We start from the raw sequence: 15,965 nt of genomic DNA, 5'->3' as shown, positions 1-15,965 counted from the left end.
AGATGCGTCTTGCCGGTGTTGGTCGGCCCGAGGACCGCGGTGACGCCGCGGGCGCGGGCCTCGCGGGACAGCGAGCGGCTGGGCGTGGGGCGGAGCAGCGCGTCGATGGTCGGCGGTTCCTTCGAGCGGGAAGGCCGTCGCGGCGCCGTCGCGGCGCGGGCGGGGAGGCGGGTTCGACCGGCCGACCGCGTCAGGGACGCTAGGGCCGGTACGGTCCTCCCCCATATGGGATGCCGCCGCCGCCAGGTCCAATCTGCGGCGTGATCATCGGGTAGACGTCGATCTGCGTCGTCGGCGTGCCCGGCTGCGGCGCGAGGTCGGCGCAGAGCGTGTCGGGGGTCGCGACGAGGGGGCCGCGGCGGGGCGGCCTGTTCTCGACGACCTCGGCCGACGAGAAGGCGTCACCGCCGCACCCTGGATCGGCGGACCCGGCACTGAGGGACTGCGCCGCGGCCGGCCCCGCGAGCGCGGCCAGGGCGAGGGCGAGGGCGATTCGGAGGGCAGGCGAGCACATCCGGGCATTATCGCCGGGAACGTGAAGATTCCCTCCACCCGCGCGGCCGCGGTCCCCGCCGCGAGGGTTCCCACCGGCCCGGCGCCTCCCTGGGTCATCTCGCAGCACGCGCCGATGGCGCGGGCCGCGTCGAGCCCGGCTGCGACCGGTACGTCGATCAGTCGACGCCCTCGACGAGCACCACCTCGCCGATGCCCGCGGGCCGGCGCTTGGCTACGGCAGCCTGGTACTCGGGCGAGAAGTAGTAGGTGCGCGCCGCCTCGTAGGACTCGAATTCCAGCACGACGTTGCGCGGACGGCCCTCGCCCTCCAGCGCCTCGCAGCGGCCGCCGCGCACCAGCGGCTTGCAGCCGTACTTGCGCATCGCCTCGGAGGCCATGGCGGCGTAGTCCTTGTAGGTGTCCGGGTCGGTGACCGTCATCCGGACGATGATGTAGCCCTTGGGCACTGCTGACCTCCCCGCGCGGCTGCCGCGCCGCGCCGAGGTGCCGGGAAACCGGCCGCCGGTCAAACGCTCCCTGACGCGCCGCTACTGCCCGGACAGGCTCGCCTGCGCGACACTGTTGCCGGCGGCGCCGGCCGTGCCGGTGGTCGTCGGCGTGCCGCTCTGGCTCCAGCGTGTGGCCTCGATGATGTTGGTGCCGATCGTGGTGAGCACCGAGATGCGCAGCGGGATCAGGACGCGCGTCCCCTCGACGGGGGCGAGCCAGACCGACATCTCGCGGTTCTCCTCCATGAACTTGACGCCCGGCCGGTCCGGCCGGTGGCCGGCGACCGCCTGGTAGCGGGCGTTGCATACGAGGACTTGCCCCGCATAGCCGGGCTTCTGCACCGGGCGGGTCTCGGCGTAGCTCAGCACCACGTTGAAGCGGGTGGCGCCGTCGAAGACCGGCAGGGTCCGGTTGCAGTTCTCCGGGTCGAGGGGCTCGCCGCGCCCCTGGGTCGGCATCAGCAGCGCGCTCACCGGGTCGATGATGCCGCGCTTGTTGGCCGGGGTGACCGGCACGCGGTCCTGCATGTCGACGAGCGGCGGCGTGATCTCGGCCTGGACGACGTTGCCGCGCGCCAGGGCCATGCGCACCGCGATGCCGGAACTCGCCGTCTGGGTCGCGATGGCGAAGGCGCCGGGCTGCGGCGCGGCCGAGAAGCTTCCCGAGGCCCGGGCGGAGCCCTTGCCGCCGGTGATCGCGCCGACGAGGCCGGTGAGCACGGCCGACACGTCCATCATGTAGCGGTCGCGGTCGAAGGAGCCGGCCAGGCGGGCCGTGCCGATCGGGAGACCGGCGAGGTTGATACCGTAATCCACCGCCACGGTCGCGGCGGCGGGCGCGGCCCGCTTGGCCCGCGACGTCCGCGCGCCGGCATCGGTCGGGGCCGCGAGGACCGCGACCGCGAGGAGGCTGCCCGCGAGGCGCCCGGCAGCGTGCTTCTTCGACGGCTTGATCATTCGACGGATTGGCGTGGCGCTCATGATCCGGATCGCATCCCAGGGCGGGCGGGCCAAGACACTCGCTCGAACGCACCCTCTCGAACACACCCGCTCGCCGACGTCCTCTGCGACGCACGGAGCGGGGAGAGGCGCCTTCCTGCAGGTGGAAGAAGGCTATATCCCGGCATCGTGGTTAACAGACCGTTGGTCGTCCGGCGCGATGCTGAACCCCGCCGGCACCTTGACGCACCGCGCCTTCGTCGCCTATAGGCTCGCGCCTTCAACAGGACTCCGCCGGACCTGGAACACGCAATGGGCGCCGCCCGCTGCGACGATGATCGCGCCGGCCGCGATCGGGTCTTCACCGGGCGGAACGAGACGGGATCGTTTTTTATCATGGCGCGCCGCTGCGAACTCACCGGCAAGGCCGTTCAGGTCGGCCACCTCGTGAGCCACTCGAACCGCAAGACCAAGTGCCGGTTCCTGCCGAACCTGTGCAACGTCACCCTCCAGTCCGACGCGCTGGGCAAGCGCGTCCGCCTGCGTGTCACGGCGCACGCCCTGCGCTCGGTGGAGCACCGCGGCGGCCTCGACGCCTTCCTGATCAAGGCCGGCGAGGGTGACCTGTCGCAGACTGCCCGCCTCCTGAAGCGCGAGATCCATAAGAAGCTCGCCGAGACCCCGGCCGCCGCGGCCTGAGTCGTCGGGCTTCACGCCCCTATCGGACGGTTTGAACCGCCGTGGCCGTCGAGGCCGCGGCGGTTTCCGCTTGTTTGCGGCTGGCATGCCACTTCAAGCAATCCAGAGCTCGGCCGCAGGCTGCCGTCAATGTCCGGCCGATGCCCCTGCGCCGTCGTTGCGAGCGGAGCGAAGCAATCCAGGCGGCGCCACGTGGACAAGCCCCGCGCCGCCCTAGGTCACTTCGCTGCGCTCGTGATGACGGAGGGGGCTTCGCCGTCCAAGTTGCGAACATGAACCGTGTCGAGGTTCGGATCTGCCAGCTTCCTCGACGCGGATCGTCTGTTGCGCGCGGCAGCGCGCGGCGTGATTACCGCCGCCCGCCCGCTGCGCGCAGCATCCGCCCCGTCGGCGCCGCGCCGTCCTCCTCGAACAGCTCGGCGAGCTTCTCGGTCATCGCCCCGCCGAGCTCCTCGGCGTCGATGATCGTCACGGCGCGGCGATAGTACCGGGTCACGTCGTGGCCGATGCCGATGGCCAGCAGTTCCACCGGCGAGCGCGTCTCGATCTCCTCGATCATCCAGCGCAGGTGCCGCTCCAGGTAGTTGCCGGCATTCACCGACAGGGTCGAATCGTCCACCGGCGCGCCGTCGGAGATCACCATCAGGATCTTGCGCTGCTCCGGCCGTCCGAGCAGGCGCTTGTGCGCCCAGTCCAGGGCCTCGCCGTCGATGTTCTCCTTGAGCAGCCCCTCGCGCATCATCAGCCCGAGGTTCTTCCGCGCGCGCCGCCAGGGCGCGTCGGCCGACTTGTAGACGATGTGGCGCAGGTCGTTCAGGCGGCCGGGATTCGGCGGCTTGCCGGCGGCGAGCCACGCCTCGCGGCTCTGGCCGCCCTTCCAGGCGCGGGTGGTGAAGCCCAGGATCTCCACCTTCACGCCGCAGCGCTCCAGTGTCCGCGCCAGGATATCGGCGCAGGTCGCCGCCACGGTGATCGGCCGGCCGCGCATCGAGCCCGAATTGTCGAGGAGCAGCGTGACCACCGTGTCGCGGAAATTGGTGTCCTTCTCCTGCTTGAAGGAGAGCGGCTGGTACGGGTCGATGACCACGCGCACGAGCCGCGCCGGGTCGAGCTGCCCCTCCTCTAGGTCGAACTCCCAGGCGCGGTTCTGCTGGGCGAGGAGGCGGCGCTGGAGCCGGTTGGCGAGGCGGCCGACCACACCCTGCAGGTGCGAGAGCTGCTTGTCGAGGTAGGAGCGCAGGCGCGACAGCTCGTCGGCGTCGCACAGCTCCTCGGCGTGGATGACCTCGTCGAACCGCGGATTGAACACTTTGTACTCGGGCCCGCGCGCCTCGTTGCCCTGCCGCTGCGGCGGGCGCGAGGCCTCCGAGGCCTCCTCCGACTCCGCGTCCTCGGCCTCCTCGGGCAACTCACCAGACGGTGCGTCGGCGGATTCCTGGGCGCCCTCCTCGATCTCGTCGGAGGCCTCCTCGGAGGTCTCGATCTCGGCGCGCTCGCCCTGGCTCTTCTCCTCCGAATCGCCCTCGCTGGGGTTCTGCTCGTCGTCCTGGGCGTCGTTCTCGTCGTCGTTCTCGTCGTCCTCCGCGTCGAACGGCGTCTCGTCCGACATGTCGAGGGAGGTGAGGAGGTCGCGCACCGAGCGGGCGAACTTGCGCTGATCCTCGATCGAGCCGAGCAGCCCGTCGAGGTTCGGGCCGGCCTTGGCCTCGATATGCTCGCGCCACAGCTCGACGATCTTGGTCGCGGCCTCGGGCGGCTTCTGGCCGGTCAGGCGCTCGCGCACCATCAGGGCGACGGCATCCTCCATCGGAGCGTCGGCCCGGTCGGTGATGGACTCGTACTTGCCGCCGCGATGGTAGCGGTCCTCCAGCATCGCCGAGATGTTGCTGGCCACGCCCGCCATCCGGCGCGACCCGATCGCCTCGACCCGGGCCTGCTCGACCGCGTCGTACACGGCGCGCGCGGGTGCGTTCTCGGGGGCGAGACGGCGGTGGACGGCCACGTCGTGGCAGCCCAGCCGCAGCGCCATGGCGTCGGCGTTGCCGCGCAGCACCGCGACGTCCTGCGCCGAGAGCTTGCGCGGGGGCTCAGGGAGGCGGGCCTTGTCGCCGGTGAGCGCCGGCCGGTCGGTCGCGTAGGTGACCTCGACCTCGGAGCGCCGGGCGATGGCGCGCAAGCACCCGGCCACCGAGCGCTTCAGGGGCTCGGCCACGGGTTCGCGGCGCTCGCCGGGCTTGCGGTTGGAGATGGACATCAGCGCTACCGGTCGTCCTCGAACGCGAAGGGGCGGTTCAGGATCTCGTCCCAGCTGTAGGGACAGTCCGCGGGCAGGGTTTCGGGCGATCGCTTCATCTCGCGAGCGGCTCGGATCCGACCGACCCGGTAGCCTTCGCTGGCGGCTTCGGCGATGCGCGGCTTGAGACCTGGATTTTTGCGCACCTGCCTGTCGATCCGCACGCGCTGTTCCGCAATCGTCAGCGACCCGCTTCGGCTGCGCCGCTCGGGCTGGTGATCCCATTTGAGGGCGTGGGCGAGAAGCACCTCGATCGCGCTCTCGAGCTTATCGTACTGCTCCGAACCCACGTCGCTCAGCTCCTCGGCGATGTTGTCGAGGTCGAGCGCGTCCACCCGGCCGGCGCGGAGCAGCGCCACCTGCTCCTGAACCCAGGTGTAGAGATCGTCCGCGTGGCGGGTCCGTCCCCGCGCGTGCGCAGTCGCCGGGGCGTCCTCGCGCGTCGGGGCCGGATGCGCCATCGCGTCCTCCATGCGGGTCAGCTCAGCGCGACGTTCACCGCGCTCTCGGGCAGCTCCTTGCCGAAGGCGCGCTGGTAGAACTCGGCCACCAGCGTCCGCTCCAGCTCGTCGCACTTGTTGAGGAACGTCACCCGGAAGGCGAAGCCGATATCCTTGAAGATGTCGGCGTTCTCGGCCCAGGTGATCACCGTGCGCGGGCTCATGACGGTGGAGAGGTCGCCGTTCATGAAGGCGTTGCGGGTGAGATCCGCCACGCGCACCATCCGGTTGACGATGTCGCGGCCCTGGTCGCCCCGGTAATGCGTCGCCTTCGAGAGCACGATGTCGACCTCGCGGTCGTGCGGCAGGTAGTTCAGCGTGGTGACGATCGACCAGCGGTCCATCTGGCCCTGATTGATCTGCTGCGTGCCGTGATAGAGGCCCGACGTGTCGCCGAGGCCCACCGTGTTGGCGGTGGCGAACAGCCGGAAGGCCGGGTGCGGGCGGATCACGCGCTTCTGGTCGAGGAGCGTCAGCCGGCCCGAGAGCTCCAGCACGCGCTGGATCACGAACATCACGTCCGGGCGGCCGGCGTCGTACTCGTCGAACACGAGCGCGACGTTGTTCTGCAGCGCCCAGGGCAGGATCCCGTCCTGGAAGGCGGTGACCTGCTTGCCGTCCTGCAGGACGATGGCGTCCTTGCCGACGAGGTCGATGCGCGAGACGTGGCTGTCGAGGTTGATCCGGATGCACGGCCAGTTCAGCCGGGCGGCGACCTGCTCGATATGGGTCGACTTGCCGGTGCCGTGATAGCCGGTGACCATCACGCGGCGGTTGCGGGCGAAGCCGGCCAGGATCGCGAGCGTCGTCTCCCGGTCGAAGATGTAGTCCGGGTCGACATCCGGCACGTGCTCCTCAGGCTCGGCGAAGGCCGGCACCTTGAGGTCGAGGTCGATGCCGAAGACATCGCGGACGGAGACGGTGCGGTCGGGCAGCGCGGCGGGCGTAGCGTCAGAGAGCATTCGGAACCTCGTGAGGCGCGGGCGCTCCACTCCCAAACAGTGAAGCATCCGCGCGGAAGGACGTCGAGCCGGGCCTCCGCGGCGGGGCGGAGCCATCCTTAGACGGCGGCGCGCTCGCGCGCCACCGACCGGCATGGATCCCATATAGGGCCGCCCCGCGCGGTTTGCCCTATCCTGGGTGCGAACCGGCGTGCATCGTTCGTGCCGCTCAGCAGAGACCGGCCGCGCGGAGCACGTCGTGGGCGCGGATGATGTCGCGCAGGCGCTCCTCGAAGGAGCGGTCGCCGCCGTTGGCGTCCGGGTGGAAGCGCTTCACCAGCACCTTGTACTGCGCCTTGATGGCGGCCGCGTCCGCGCCCTCCTCGAGGCCCATCACGTCGAGGGCGCGGCGCACCGTCGCCGAGTGCTTGGGCTTGCGCGGCTCCTCGGGCTGGCGGGCACGCCGGCGCGCGTCGCCGACGCCCTCGCCGCGCAGGATGCCGAGGGGATCGACGTAGGCCCAGTCCCGAACCGGCTCGTCCGCCGGCTTGGCCTCGCCGGTCCGGTTCACGCCCATCGCCCAGGTTGGGCGATGACCGATGATCGCGTCCTTCTGGTAGGCCTGAACGGCGGCGTCGTTCATGCCATCGAAGTAATTGTAGGTGGCGTTGTAGGCGCGGACATGGTCGATGCAGAAGCGCCAGTACTGGCCCTCCGCCTTCCGCCCCTTCGGCGCCCGGTACAGGCCCGGATGGGTGCAGCCGGGGCTCTCGCAGCCGGCTTCCGCGGCGGGCTTCGGCTCGTCGCAGGTCGGCTTGATCCGGATGCTGTCGAACAGGCGCGAGTTGAGATCCATGACGGGCCGATTATGAGGGGGCGGACCTGAGACACAAGGGCACCGGGCCTGATGACGCATGCGCGGGATCGGGCTTGACGGCGCCCACGGACACGACGCGAGGGCACGATGACGGACGGTGCGGGCGCGGGCGGCACCCTGCGGGACTGGATGGAGGCGCGGCTGCGGGAGCAACTCGCGCCGGCGCGGCTCGACGTGATCGACGAGTCGCATCTGCATGCCGGCCACGCCGGAGCGCGGCCGGGGGGCGAGACCCATTACCGGCTCGACATCGTCGCGTCGGCGTTCGAGGGCAAGAGCCGCGTCGAGCGGCACCGCTTGGTGAACGCGCTGCTCGACGACGCGTTCAAGCGGGGTTTGCACGCCCTCGCGCTCCGCGCCCGCACGCCGGCCGAGGCGGCCTGAATCGGGGCCCCGCTGGGGACGCGGGCGGGATCGCGCCGACGGGGTACGGGACGGGAGGCACGGGACAGATATGGTGACGGAGCCGCCGATCCGCATCCGCCCGCTCGCGGGCTGCGCACCCGACGCGGGGGCGCGGCGCGCCGTCGTCGCGCGGCCGGGGAGGGCGCCATGGCCCTGCGCGTGACGCCGCGCATCGCCATCGACGAGGACGAGATCGAGCTGTCCTTCATGCGCGCCTCGGGGGCCGGCGGACAGAACGTCAACAAGGTCGAGACCGCGGTCCAGCTGCGCTGGGCGGCGCTGGCCTCGCCCGCCATCGACGAGCGGGTGCGGGCCAACCTGGTGCGGCTCGCCGGGCGGCGGATGACCAAGGACGGCGTGCTCGTCCTCGCCGGGCAGCGGCACCGGACGCAGGAGCGCAACCGGGCCGACGTGCTGCAGCGGCTCGTCGATCTGGTGGCGGAGGCGGCCAAGCCGCCGCCGCCGATCCGCCGGCCCACGAAGCCCACCCGGGGCTCGCAGGAGCGGCGAATCGGCGCGAAGAAGAGCCGCGCCGCGATCAAGCAGGGCCGGGGCAGCGTCCGGGATTCGGACGGCTGACCCCGATCCCGCCGCCGCGGCCGGGTCTCAGTGGATCGCGTCGATGACCTCGGCCTTCGGGCTGGCGTCGGGCGCCGGGGAGGAGCCCGCCACCAGGGTGCTGCCCGGCTTGGCGATGGTCAGGACGATCGCGATCATCGCCAGGATGGCGGCCAGAGCCGCCGGGAACAGGAAGGCCGATTCGCCGTAGCGCATGTCGAGCAGGCCGCCGACGACGGCGCCGGTGCTGAGCCCGGCCCAGAGCGGCGCCTGGATCCAGAAGGACGGCGCCACCGTGCCGAGCAGCAGGTTGGCGCAGCCCGTGCCGAAACGCACCACGGCGCCCGTGACGTAGGTGAGCGCCAGGGAGCGGCCGCCCTCGTCCTGCAGCGTCGCGTTCTGGAGGCCCAGCGCCAGGACGATCGGATAGGCGTGGAGCGGGTACGCGAAGGTACCCCAGGGCATCAGCAGGCCGCCGGCGAGCAGCAGGGCCTGGAGCGTCAGCAGCACGGCGAGGCGCCAGCGCCCGACCCAGGCGGCGATCAGCGTCCCCAGGAAGGCGCCGAAGCAGAACATGCAGATGGTGCTGGCGACGCGGCTGACGTTCTCCCAGTCGGCGTTGGCGACCGCCACGCCGAAGCGGGTGGTGTTGCCCGACATGAACGACATGAAGAGCTGCGAGAATTCCAGGAAGCCGATGGAGTCGGCGCAGCCCGCGAGCGCCGCGAGGGCGATCGCGAAAGGGATGCGGGTTCGCGGATCGGCGGGAAACGACTTGTCGGCCGGTGGCTCAGGTTTCTGCTCCGGTGCTGCACCACCTGTCCGACTTCCGTATTCCGCCATGCTGATCCCCCGATCGAGCCGCCGCGCCTAGTCGCGGTCGACTGACAATGGACGAATAGCGGAGCGGTTTCATGCCGATGTGCGCCGCAACACAACGACGCGCCCCGGCACTGGCCGTCCGCCCTCGCGACGGACTTCCGCCGGTCTCGTCGTCAGCAGCTCCAATCCGGACGCGGCTGCCGTCGCCGCGATGTGGGCCTCCGCGTGGGCGTAGCGGCCGTCCTCGCCCAGGACGGAACCGGGGCCGTCGTGGGATTGCACCGTGACGGCACCGAGCCCGCCCGGCCGCAGGACCCGCCCCACCCGCGCCAGGAACGTCGCGAGGTCCGCGACGTAGATCAGGACGTCCGCGGCGAGGCAGAGGTCGGCCGACGCCTCCGGCAGGTCGGTCAGGGCGGCGCCGATGTCGCCCTCGACGAGGCGCTCGTAGAGCGGCCGACCCCGCGCCGTCTTGGCCCGCGCCAGCGCCAGCATCCCGGGTGAGAGGTCGATCCCGGTCAGATGGTCGACCCGGTCGCGCACGACCTCGCCCATGAGCCCCGTGCCACAGCCGAGATCGACGGCGACCGCGAAGCGCTCCGGAACGCGCGGCAGGGCGTCGCGGACGAGTTGCGGGCCGACATAGCCGAGGCCGTCCACGAGGTGGCGCTCGAACCGTGGCGCGTAGTCGTCGAACAGGGTGCGGACATAGGCCGGCGACAGGACCGGGAGAATGTCGCCGCCGCCCAGGCGGACGAGATGCGCGCGCACGCCCAGCCGGTCCTCGGGATCGATGTCGAGGGCGCGGGAAAAGGCCTGCGCCGCGGCGTCGCGCAGGGCCGGATCGGGGCCGGCGGCGGCCAGGCCCGCGCGCGCCCGGCCCAGCAGGAGCCAGGCCGGCGCGTAGCGCGGGGCGCGTTCCAGGACCTGCTCGGCGAGGTCGGCGGCGGCCGCGTGGTCGCCGTCGGCGAGGCAGGCCTCGGCGTAGCGGTAGCGGCGATCGGCGAGGAGGTCGCCGGAACTGAGCTGCGAGGCCATGCGTCTGCCGGGTCGGGGGCGCCTATATACCGGGGCCACCGGCGGACTCCACCGGCAGCACGGACCCGATGCCGATACGCGCCAGCGATCTCCTCACCCTGACCCGCGAGGGTCTCTACTGCCCCCTCGGACGCTTCCACGTTGATCCGACCTGGCCCGTGGAGCGCGCGCTGATCACGCACGGGCACGCCGACCACGCCCGCGCGGGCCACGGCCAGGTGCTGGCGACGCCCGAGACCCTGCGGATCATGGCGGTCCGCTACGGGACGGATTTCTGCCGCCAGCGGCAGGAGGCGCAGCTCGGCGCGGCGCTCCGCGTCGGCGACGTCACCGTGCGCTTCGCCCCGGCCGGCCACGTCCTCGGGTCGGCGCAGATCGCCATCGAGCGGGACGGCGTCCGCGTCGTGGTGTCGGGCGACTACAAGCGCGCGCCGGACCCGACGTGCCTGCCCTTCGAGGTCGTGCCCTGCGACGTGTTCATCACCGAGGCGACCTTCGGACTGCCGGTCTTCACCCATCCCGACACGCGGGGCGAGGTCCGCAAGCTCCTCGAATCGGTCCGGCTGTTCCCGGAGCGCGCCCACATCGTGGGCGCCTACGCGCTCGGCAAGGCGCAGCGGGTGATGGCGCTCCTGCGCGAGGAGGGCTGGGACCGCCCGATCCACCTGCACGGCGCCATGGAGAAGCTGACGACGCTCTACAAGGAGGAGGGCGTGCCGCTCGGCGACACGCCCAAGGTCGTGGCCGCCGAGCGGAAGGACCTGCACGGGGCGATCGTGCTCTGCCCGCCCTCGTCGATCCAGGACTTGTGGTCCCGCAGGTTTCCCGACCCGGTGACCTGCTTCGCCTCGGGCTGGATGCGGGTGCGCGCCCGCGCCCGCCAGAAGGGCGTCGAGCTGCCGCTGGTGATCTCCGACCATTCCGACTGGCCGGACCTGGGCCGCACCATCCGCGACACCGGCGCCGGGGAGGTCTGGGTGACCCACGGCCAGGAGGACGCGTTGGTCCACTGGTGCGGGACCCAGGGGATCCGGGCGAAGCCGCTCCACCTGCTCGGCTACGGCGATGACGGCGAGGTCGAGGGGACCTCGGAGGCGGGCTCCGGGGCGGAGGCGGCGGCGTGAACGACTTCGCCCACCTGCTCGACCGCCTCGCCTACGAGCCGCGCCGCAACGCCAAGCTGCGCATGCTCCAGGACTACTTCGCGCGCACGCCCGATCCCGAGCGCGGTTACGCGCTCGGTGCCATGACCGGCACGCTGAGCTTCCGCGAGGCCAAGCCGGCCCTGATCCGGGGACTGGTCGAGGAGCGGATCGACCCGGTGCTGTTCCGGCTGTCGCACAATTACGTGGGCGACCTCGCGGAGACGACGGCGCTGATCTGGCCGGGACCGGCGGAGGCGCCGCGGGAACCGGGCCCCGGCCACAACAACCCGCCGCCGCACGTCCCGACCCTGGCCGAGGTCGTGGAAACCCTCGCGACCATCCCCAAGCGCGATCTGCCCCGCCATCTTGCCGACTGGCTCGACGCCCTCGACGAGACCGGGCGCTGGGCGCTCCTGAAGCTGGTCACCGGCAACCTGCGGGTCGGCGTCTCGGCGCGGCTCGCCAAGACGGCGGTGGGCGCGCTGGGCAACCACGACGCCGACGCCGTCGAGGAGGTCTGGCACGGGCTGACCCCACCCTTCGAGACCCTGTTCGCCTGGGTCGAGGGCCGGGCCGAGCGGCCCGAGACCCTGAACCCCGCGCCGTTCCGGCCGCCGATGCTGTCGCACCCGATCGAGGAGGAGGCCGACCTCGAGAAGCTGGAGGCCGGGGCGTTCTCCGCAGAGTGGAAGTGGGACGGCATCCGCGTCCAGCTCGTCGGCGGTCTCGACCGGGCCGGCCAGCAGGTCGGGAAGGTCTATTCGCGCACCGGCGAGGACATCACCGGGGCGTTCCCGGACCTCGCCGAGGCCATCACCTTCGCGGGCGCCCTCGACGGCGAGCTGCTGATCCTCCGCGAGCGGCGGGTGCAGAGCTTCAACGTGCTGCAGCAGCGCCTGAACCGGAAGGCCGTGACGGGCAAGCTCCTGGAGGAGTTCCCGGCCCACGTGCGGGCCTACGACCTCCTCACCCTGGAGGGCGACGACCTTCGGGCAGAGCCCTTCGCGGAGCGGCGGCGGAAGCTGGAGGCGCTGGTCACGCGCCTCGACCACGCGCGGATCGACATCTCGCCGCTCGTGCCCTTCGCGGACTGGGAGGCTCTGGCGGCCGCCCGGGCGGACCCGGCCTCGGTGGGCGCCGGCGCGGATGCCGACGCCATCGAGGGCGTGATGCTCAAGCGCCTCAACAGCCCCTACCTGCCGGGACGCCCCAAGGGACCCTGGTGGAAGTGGAAGCGCGAGCCGCACATCGTCGACGCCGTGATGATGTACGCCCAGCGCGGGCACGGGAAGCGCTCCTCCTTCTACTCGGACTACACGTTCGGCGTCTGGCGGGAGGCCCCCGAGGGCGGCGACGAGCTGGTGCCGGTGGGCAAGGCCTATCACGGCTTCACCGACGTCGAGCTCGCCAAGCTCGACCGCTACGTCCGCAACAACACCACCAAGCGCTTCGGTCCGGTGCGCGAGGTCGCCCACGGCCGCGAGGCCGGGCTCGTCCTTGAGATCGCCTTCGAGGGCGTGCAGCGCTCGACCCGGCACAAGTCGGGCGTGGCCATGCGCTTCCCCCGGGTCAGCCGCATCCGCTGGGACAAGCCGCCCGCGGAGGCCGACCGGATCGACGTGCTGGAACGGATCCTCGCCCGGGGCGAGCGCGAGATCGCGCCGGGCGCGACGCTGATGGAGAAGTCCGCATGAGGCAGGGACACGGACGGGAGGGCAGGATCGGGTCGGTCGAGGCGCTGGCCTCCGGTCCGGTGGAGCGTCACGCCAGCGCGCGCCTCACCGTCGCGACCCCGGGACCGGGCTTCACGGACTTCACCGCCGCGGTGGCCGCGTTCGTGCGCGACAGCGGCGTCCGGGACGGGCTCCTCACGGTGTTCTGCCGGCACACCTCGGCCTCGCTGACCATCCAGGAGAATGCCGATCCCGACGTCCAGACCGACCTGATGACCGCGCTCGACGGCTTCGCGCCGCGCCACGCCGGCTACGTCCACGGCGCCGAGGGGCCGGACGACATGCCGGCCCATATCCGCACCCTGGTCACCGATTCGGCCCTGACCATCCCGCTGGTCGGCGGGGCGCTGGCGCTCGGCACCTGGCAGGGGATCTACCTGATCGAGCACCGCGACCGGCCGCACCGGCGGGAGATCGTGCTGAGCGCCCTCGGGGCGTGACGCGTCCGCCGGCGTCGCGCGGGCGGCGCGGGCCGGCTCAGCAACATGCGGTCACACACCGTCGGTTAACCATAGTGGGTCCTTATCGGCTTCCGTCGGATCGGGGACCGTGCCGCTCCGGCGAACGGAGACCCCGATGGGCCTTTACACCGCGCTCTCGAACTCGATTTCCGGCGCCTCGGCGCAGTCGCTGGCCCTGAACAATATCTCGGGGAACATCGCCAACACCCAGACGGTGGGCTTCAAGTCCACCGAGACGCGGTTCGCCGACATGCTGGCCGAGACCCGGGACGGCACGCAGCTGACCGGCGGCGTGCTGCCGAGCACGCGCAACAGCCTCAACATCCAGGGCACGATGCAGTCGACCGGTGTGGCGACCAACCTCGCGATCTCGGGCAACGGCTACTTCGTCGTCAAGAAGAACACCGGGACGCCGGACAGCCCGGCCTTCGCCGGCGACACCGGCTACACGCGGCGCGGCGACTTCGCTCCGGACGCCAGCGGCTATCTCGCGAACGGCGCGGGCTACTACCTGTTCGCCGGCCCCTCGGCGACGACCCCCGTCCAGGTTCCGACCGGGGCGAGCACCCTGGCGAGCCTCGCGGTCTCGCCCGCCGGCACCCTCACGGGCACGGCCGCGGACGGCAGCACCCTGGCCCTCGGCACGCTGCAGCTGGCGCAGTTCGGCATGCAGGACAACCTCGCCTCGCTCGATGGCGGCACTTACGTGGCCACCGGCCAGTCCGGGACGCCGAGCTACGGCCTCAACGGCGCGACCATCACGGCCGGCTCGGTGGAGCAGTCCAATGCCGGGATCTCGGATCAGTTCTCGAAGATGATCGAGACCCAGCAGGCCTACACGGCCAACACCAAGGTCATGAGCACCACTGACCAGATGCTGCAGGACGCCATCGCGATGTACACCTGAGGCGGCCCCGTCAGAGGAACTTCAGCGGGTCCTTCTCGGGTGGGGGCGGCGCCACGTCGGCGCGGTTCCACCAGCCGCCGCCGAGGGCCACGAACAGCGCGGCGGTGTCGGCGTACTGGGTGGCGCGCGCCGCCGCCGAGGTCACCAGCGCCGAGAGGTAGCCCTGCTGGGCGATCAGCACCTGCGAGGAGGTGATCGCCCCGGCCGTGTACTGCTTGCGGATCAGCGCGAGGCTCTGGTTCGTGGCGCTCACCGCTGCGTCGGCGGCGGCCACGGCCTTCGCGTCGGCCTGGAGCGCGCGCAGCGCGTCCGCGACGTTCTGGAAGGCGGTGATCACCGTCGCCTTGTACTGCGCCTGCGCCTCCGTCAGCGATTCCTCGGCGGCCTGCTGGCGCCGGAACAGGGTGCCGGCATCGAAGATCGGCGCCGTCGCCTGCCCGATGATCGTGAAGAACGCCGCGCCCGGATTGGCGATCTGGGCGATCCGCGTGGCGCTGGAGCCGCCCGTGGCGGTCAGGCTGAACTGCGGCAGGCGGTTCGCCACCGCGACGCCGACATTGGCACTCGCCTGCTGCACCAGGGCCTCCGCCGCCTTCACGTCGGGGCGCTGCTGCACGAGCCGCGAGGGCAGGCTCACCGGGAGCCGGGTCGGCAGGCGCAGGGCGGCGAGGTCGAAGGTCTCGGAGACCTCGTCGGAGGGCAGGCGCCCCACCAGGGCGGTCAGCAGGTTGCGCTGCTGGGCGAGCGCCTTCTCCAGCGGCGGCAGGAGCTGCTGTGACAGCGCCAGCGCGGCCTGCTGCTGCACCACGTCGGCCCCGGCGATCTGACCCAGCGAGAGCTGCTTGTTGTAGAGTTGCAGGACCTCGGTCTGCGCCTGGATCACCTTGCGGGTCGCGTCGATCTGCGCGCGCAGGGACGCTTCCTGGATCGCGGCGGCGACGACGTTGGCGGTCAGGCTCAGGTAGGCCGCCTCCAGCTGGAAGCGCTGGTTCTCGGTGGTGGCCTCCAGCGACTCGATCTGCCGGCGATTCCCGCCGAACACGTCGGGATTGTACGAGACCACCGCCTGCGGCGTGGACAGGCTGTAGAGGTACCGGCTCTGATTGTTGAGGGGCGATTGCAGGTCGAGGCCGGGCGCCAGCGCCCCCTGGACCTGCGGCGTCGCGGTCAGGCTCGGGTAGAGGGTGCCCTTCTGGGCCAGCACGTTCTGCTGCGCCACCCGCAGGGAGGCCTGCGCGGCCTCCAGCGTTGGGTTGTTGGCGAGCGCCTGCTCGACGACGCGGTTCAGGGCCTTCGAGTGGAACAGCCTCCACCACTCGCCCGGGATGTCGGCGCCGGACACGAAGCTCTGGTCGGCCGAGCCGCCCTGCCGGGTCCGGATGTTGTCGGCCGCGGAGGGGTTCTGCAGCGGCTCCTTGGTGTAACGGCCGACCGGCGGAGCCTCGGGCGCCACGAAGTTCGGGCCGACCGCGCAGGCCGACAGGCCCAGGGAGGCCGCCAGCCACGCGGTCGCCCGTCCGCACCGTCTCGGCGCAAAGCTCACCATCCCGCCCCCGAAAACCTCACCTCGGTAGAGCGGCGCGACCCGCTGCCAAGTCAATCCGACCATCCCCGGGCGGCGCGCGCGGCGCGGCCGTTGTGGC

At 71.7% G+C, this 15,965-nt stretch carries 17 protein-coding genes; 7 read left to right on the top strand and 10 right to left on the bottom strand.

Annotation, left to right across the window (positions count from 1 at the left end; genetic code table 11):
• Positions 1-199: 199 nt before the first annotated feature.
• The 3 genes from H288_RS0111265 to H288_RS0111255 form a co-directional block, all read right to left on the bottom strand.
• Positions 200-514 carry a hypothetical protein gene (locus tag H288_RS0111265; RefSeq protein ID WP_020092690.1) on the bottom strand — a complete coding sequence of 105 codons (315 nt, stop codon included), beginning with the start codon at positions 512-514 and terminating at the stop codon, positions 200-202.
• Between the two features lie 157 nt (positions 515-671).
• Positions 672-962: a DUF1330 domain-containing protein gene (locus tag H288_RS0111260; protein WP_020092689.1), complete on the bottom strand. Its 291-nt coding sequence runs from the start codon at positions 960-962 to the stop codon at positions 672-674.
• An 81-nt stretch (positions 963-1,043) separates the two neighbouring features.
• Entirely contained in the window at positions 1,044-1,985 is a 942-nt protein-coding gene (locus H288_RS0111255; RefSeq protein WP_234081223.1) for a DUF3108 domain-containing protein, read from the bottom strand.
• A gap of 354 nt (positions 1,986-2,339) precedes the next feature.
• Between H288_RS0111255 and rpmB the strand changes: the two genes are divergently transcribed.
• Positions 2,340-2,642, top strand: coding sequence for a 50S ribosomal protein L28 (gene rpmB, locus H288_RS0111250; RefSeq protein ID WP_012320636.1), 303 nt, complete (start codon positions 2,340-2,342; stop codon positions 2,640-2,642).
• Positions 2,643-2,991: 349 nt separating this feature from the next.
• Here rpmB and cobT read toward each other — a convergent pair whose 3' ends face one another.
• From cobT to H288_RS0111230, 4 genes are all read right to left on the bottom strand, one after another.
• Positions 2,992-4,896: a cobaltochelatase subunit CobT gene (cobT, locus tag H288_RS0111245; RefSeq protein ID WP_020092686.1), complete on the bottom strand. Its 1,905-nt coding sequence runs from the start codon at positions 4,894-4,896 to the stop codon at positions 2,992-2,994.
• A gap of 5 nt (positions 4,897-4,901) precedes the next feature.
• The gene (locus H288_RS0111240) at positions 4,902-5,408 is read right to left on the bottom strand and encodes a DUF29 domain-containing protein (protein WP_020092685.1); all 507 of its coding nucleotides are present in this window, start codon (positions 5,406-5,408) and stop codon (positions 4,902-4,904) included.
• A gap of 5 nt (positions 5,409-5,413) precedes the next feature.
• Complete coding sequence (cobS, locus tag H288_RS0111235; protein ID WP_012320633.1) at positions 5,414-6,397, bottom strand: cobaltochelatase subunit CobS; 984 nt, start codon at positions 6,395-6,397, stop codon at positions 5,414-5,416.
• Between the two features lie 208 nt (positions 6,398-6,605).
• Positions 6,606-7,232 (bottom strand): DnaJ domain-containing protein, encoded by a 627-nt coding sequence (locus H288_RS0111230; protein ID WP_020092684.1) that lies wholly within the window; start codon positions 7,230-7,232, stop codon positions 6,606-6,608.
• 108 nt (positions 7,233-7,340) lie between these two features.
• On the opposite strand from H288_RS0111230, the gene H288_RS0111225 reads away from it, so the two are divergent.
• Positions 7,341-7,637, top strand: coding sequence for a BolA family protein (locus tag H288_RS0111225; protein WP_020092683.1), 297 nt, complete (start codon positions 7,341-7,343; stop codon positions 7,635-7,637).
• Between the two features lie 168 nt (positions 7,638-7,805).
• Complete coding sequence (gene arfB, locus H288_RS0111220; RefSeq protein ID WP_020092682.1) at positions 7,806-8,237, top strand: alternative ribosome rescue aminoacyl-tRNA hydrolase ArfB; 432 nt, start codon at positions 7,806-7,808, stop codon at positions 8,235-8,237.
• Positions 8,238-8,264: 27 nt separating this feature from the next.
• Here arfB and H288_RS0111215 read toward each other — a convergent pair whose 3' ends face one another.
• Positions 8,265-9,059: a YoaK family protein gene (locus H288_RS0111215; RefSeq protein ID WP_020092681.1), complete on the bottom strand. Its 795-nt coding sequence runs from the start codon at positions 9,057-9,059 to the stop codon at positions 8,265-8,267.
• Between the two features lie 69 nt (positions 9,060-9,128).
• A complete protein-coding gene (locus tag H288_RS0111210; protein WP_020092680.1) occupies positions 9,129-10,076 on the bottom strand; it encodes a methyltransferase domain-containing protein in 948 nt (315 codons plus the stop codon).
• Positions 10,077-10,144: 68 nt separating this feature from the next.
• Between H288_RS0111210 and H288_RS0111205 the strand changes: the two genes are divergently transcribed.
• The 4 genes from H288_RS0111205 to H288_RS0111190 all read left to right on the top strand — a co-directional run bounded on the left by H288_RS0111205 (position 10,145) and on the right by H288_RS0111190 (position 14,322).
• Complete coding sequence (locus H288_RS0111205) at positions 10,145-11,200, top strand: ligase-associated DNA damage response exonuclease (RefSeq protein ID WP_020092679.1); 1,056 nt, start codon at positions 10,145-10,147, stop codon at positions 11,198-11,200.
• Positions 11,197-12,915: a cisplatin damage response ATP-dependent DNA ligase gene (locus tag H288_RS0111200; RefSeq protein WP_020092678.1), complete on the top strand. Its 1,719-nt coding sequence runs from the start codon at positions 11,197-11,199 to the stop codon at positions 12,913-12,915. The genes H288_RS0111205 and H288_RS0111200 overlap by 4 nt, the downstream gene beginning before the upstream one ends.
• Positions 12,912-13,394, top strand: a complete 483-nt coding sequence (locus H288_RS0111195) for a secondary thiamine-phosphate synthase enzyme YjbQ (RefSeq protein ID WP_020092677.1) — start codon at positions 12,912-12,914, stop codon at positions 13,392-13,394. The genes H288_RS0111200 and H288_RS0111195 overlap by 4 nt, the downstream gene beginning before the upstream one ends.
• Before the next feature lie 136 nt (positions 13,395-13,530).
• A complete protein-coding gene (locus tag H288_RS0111190) occupies positions 13,531-14,322 on the top strand; it encodes a flagellar hook basal-body protein (protein WP_020092676.1) in 792 nt (263 codons plus the stop codon).
• A 10-nt stretch (positions 14,323-14,332) separates the two neighbouring features.
• Here H288_RS0111190 and H288_RS0111185 read toward each other — a convergent pair whose 3' ends face one another.
• Complete coding sequence (locus H288_RS0111185; protein ID WP_020092675.1) at positions 14,333-15,868, bottom strand: efflux transporter outer membrane subunit; 1,536 nt, start codon at positions 15,866-15,868, stop codon at positions 14,333-14,335.
• Positions 15,869-15,965 lie beyond the last annotated feature (97 nt).

This window comes from Methylobacterium sp. 285MFTsu5.1 (assembly GCF_000383455.1).
In the GTDB taxonomy this organism is placed as follows: Bacteria; Pseudomonadota; Alphaproteobacteria; order Rhizobiales; family Beijerinckiaceae; genus Methylobacterium.
This window is presented reverse-complemented; position numbering and strand designations above follow the sequence as displayed.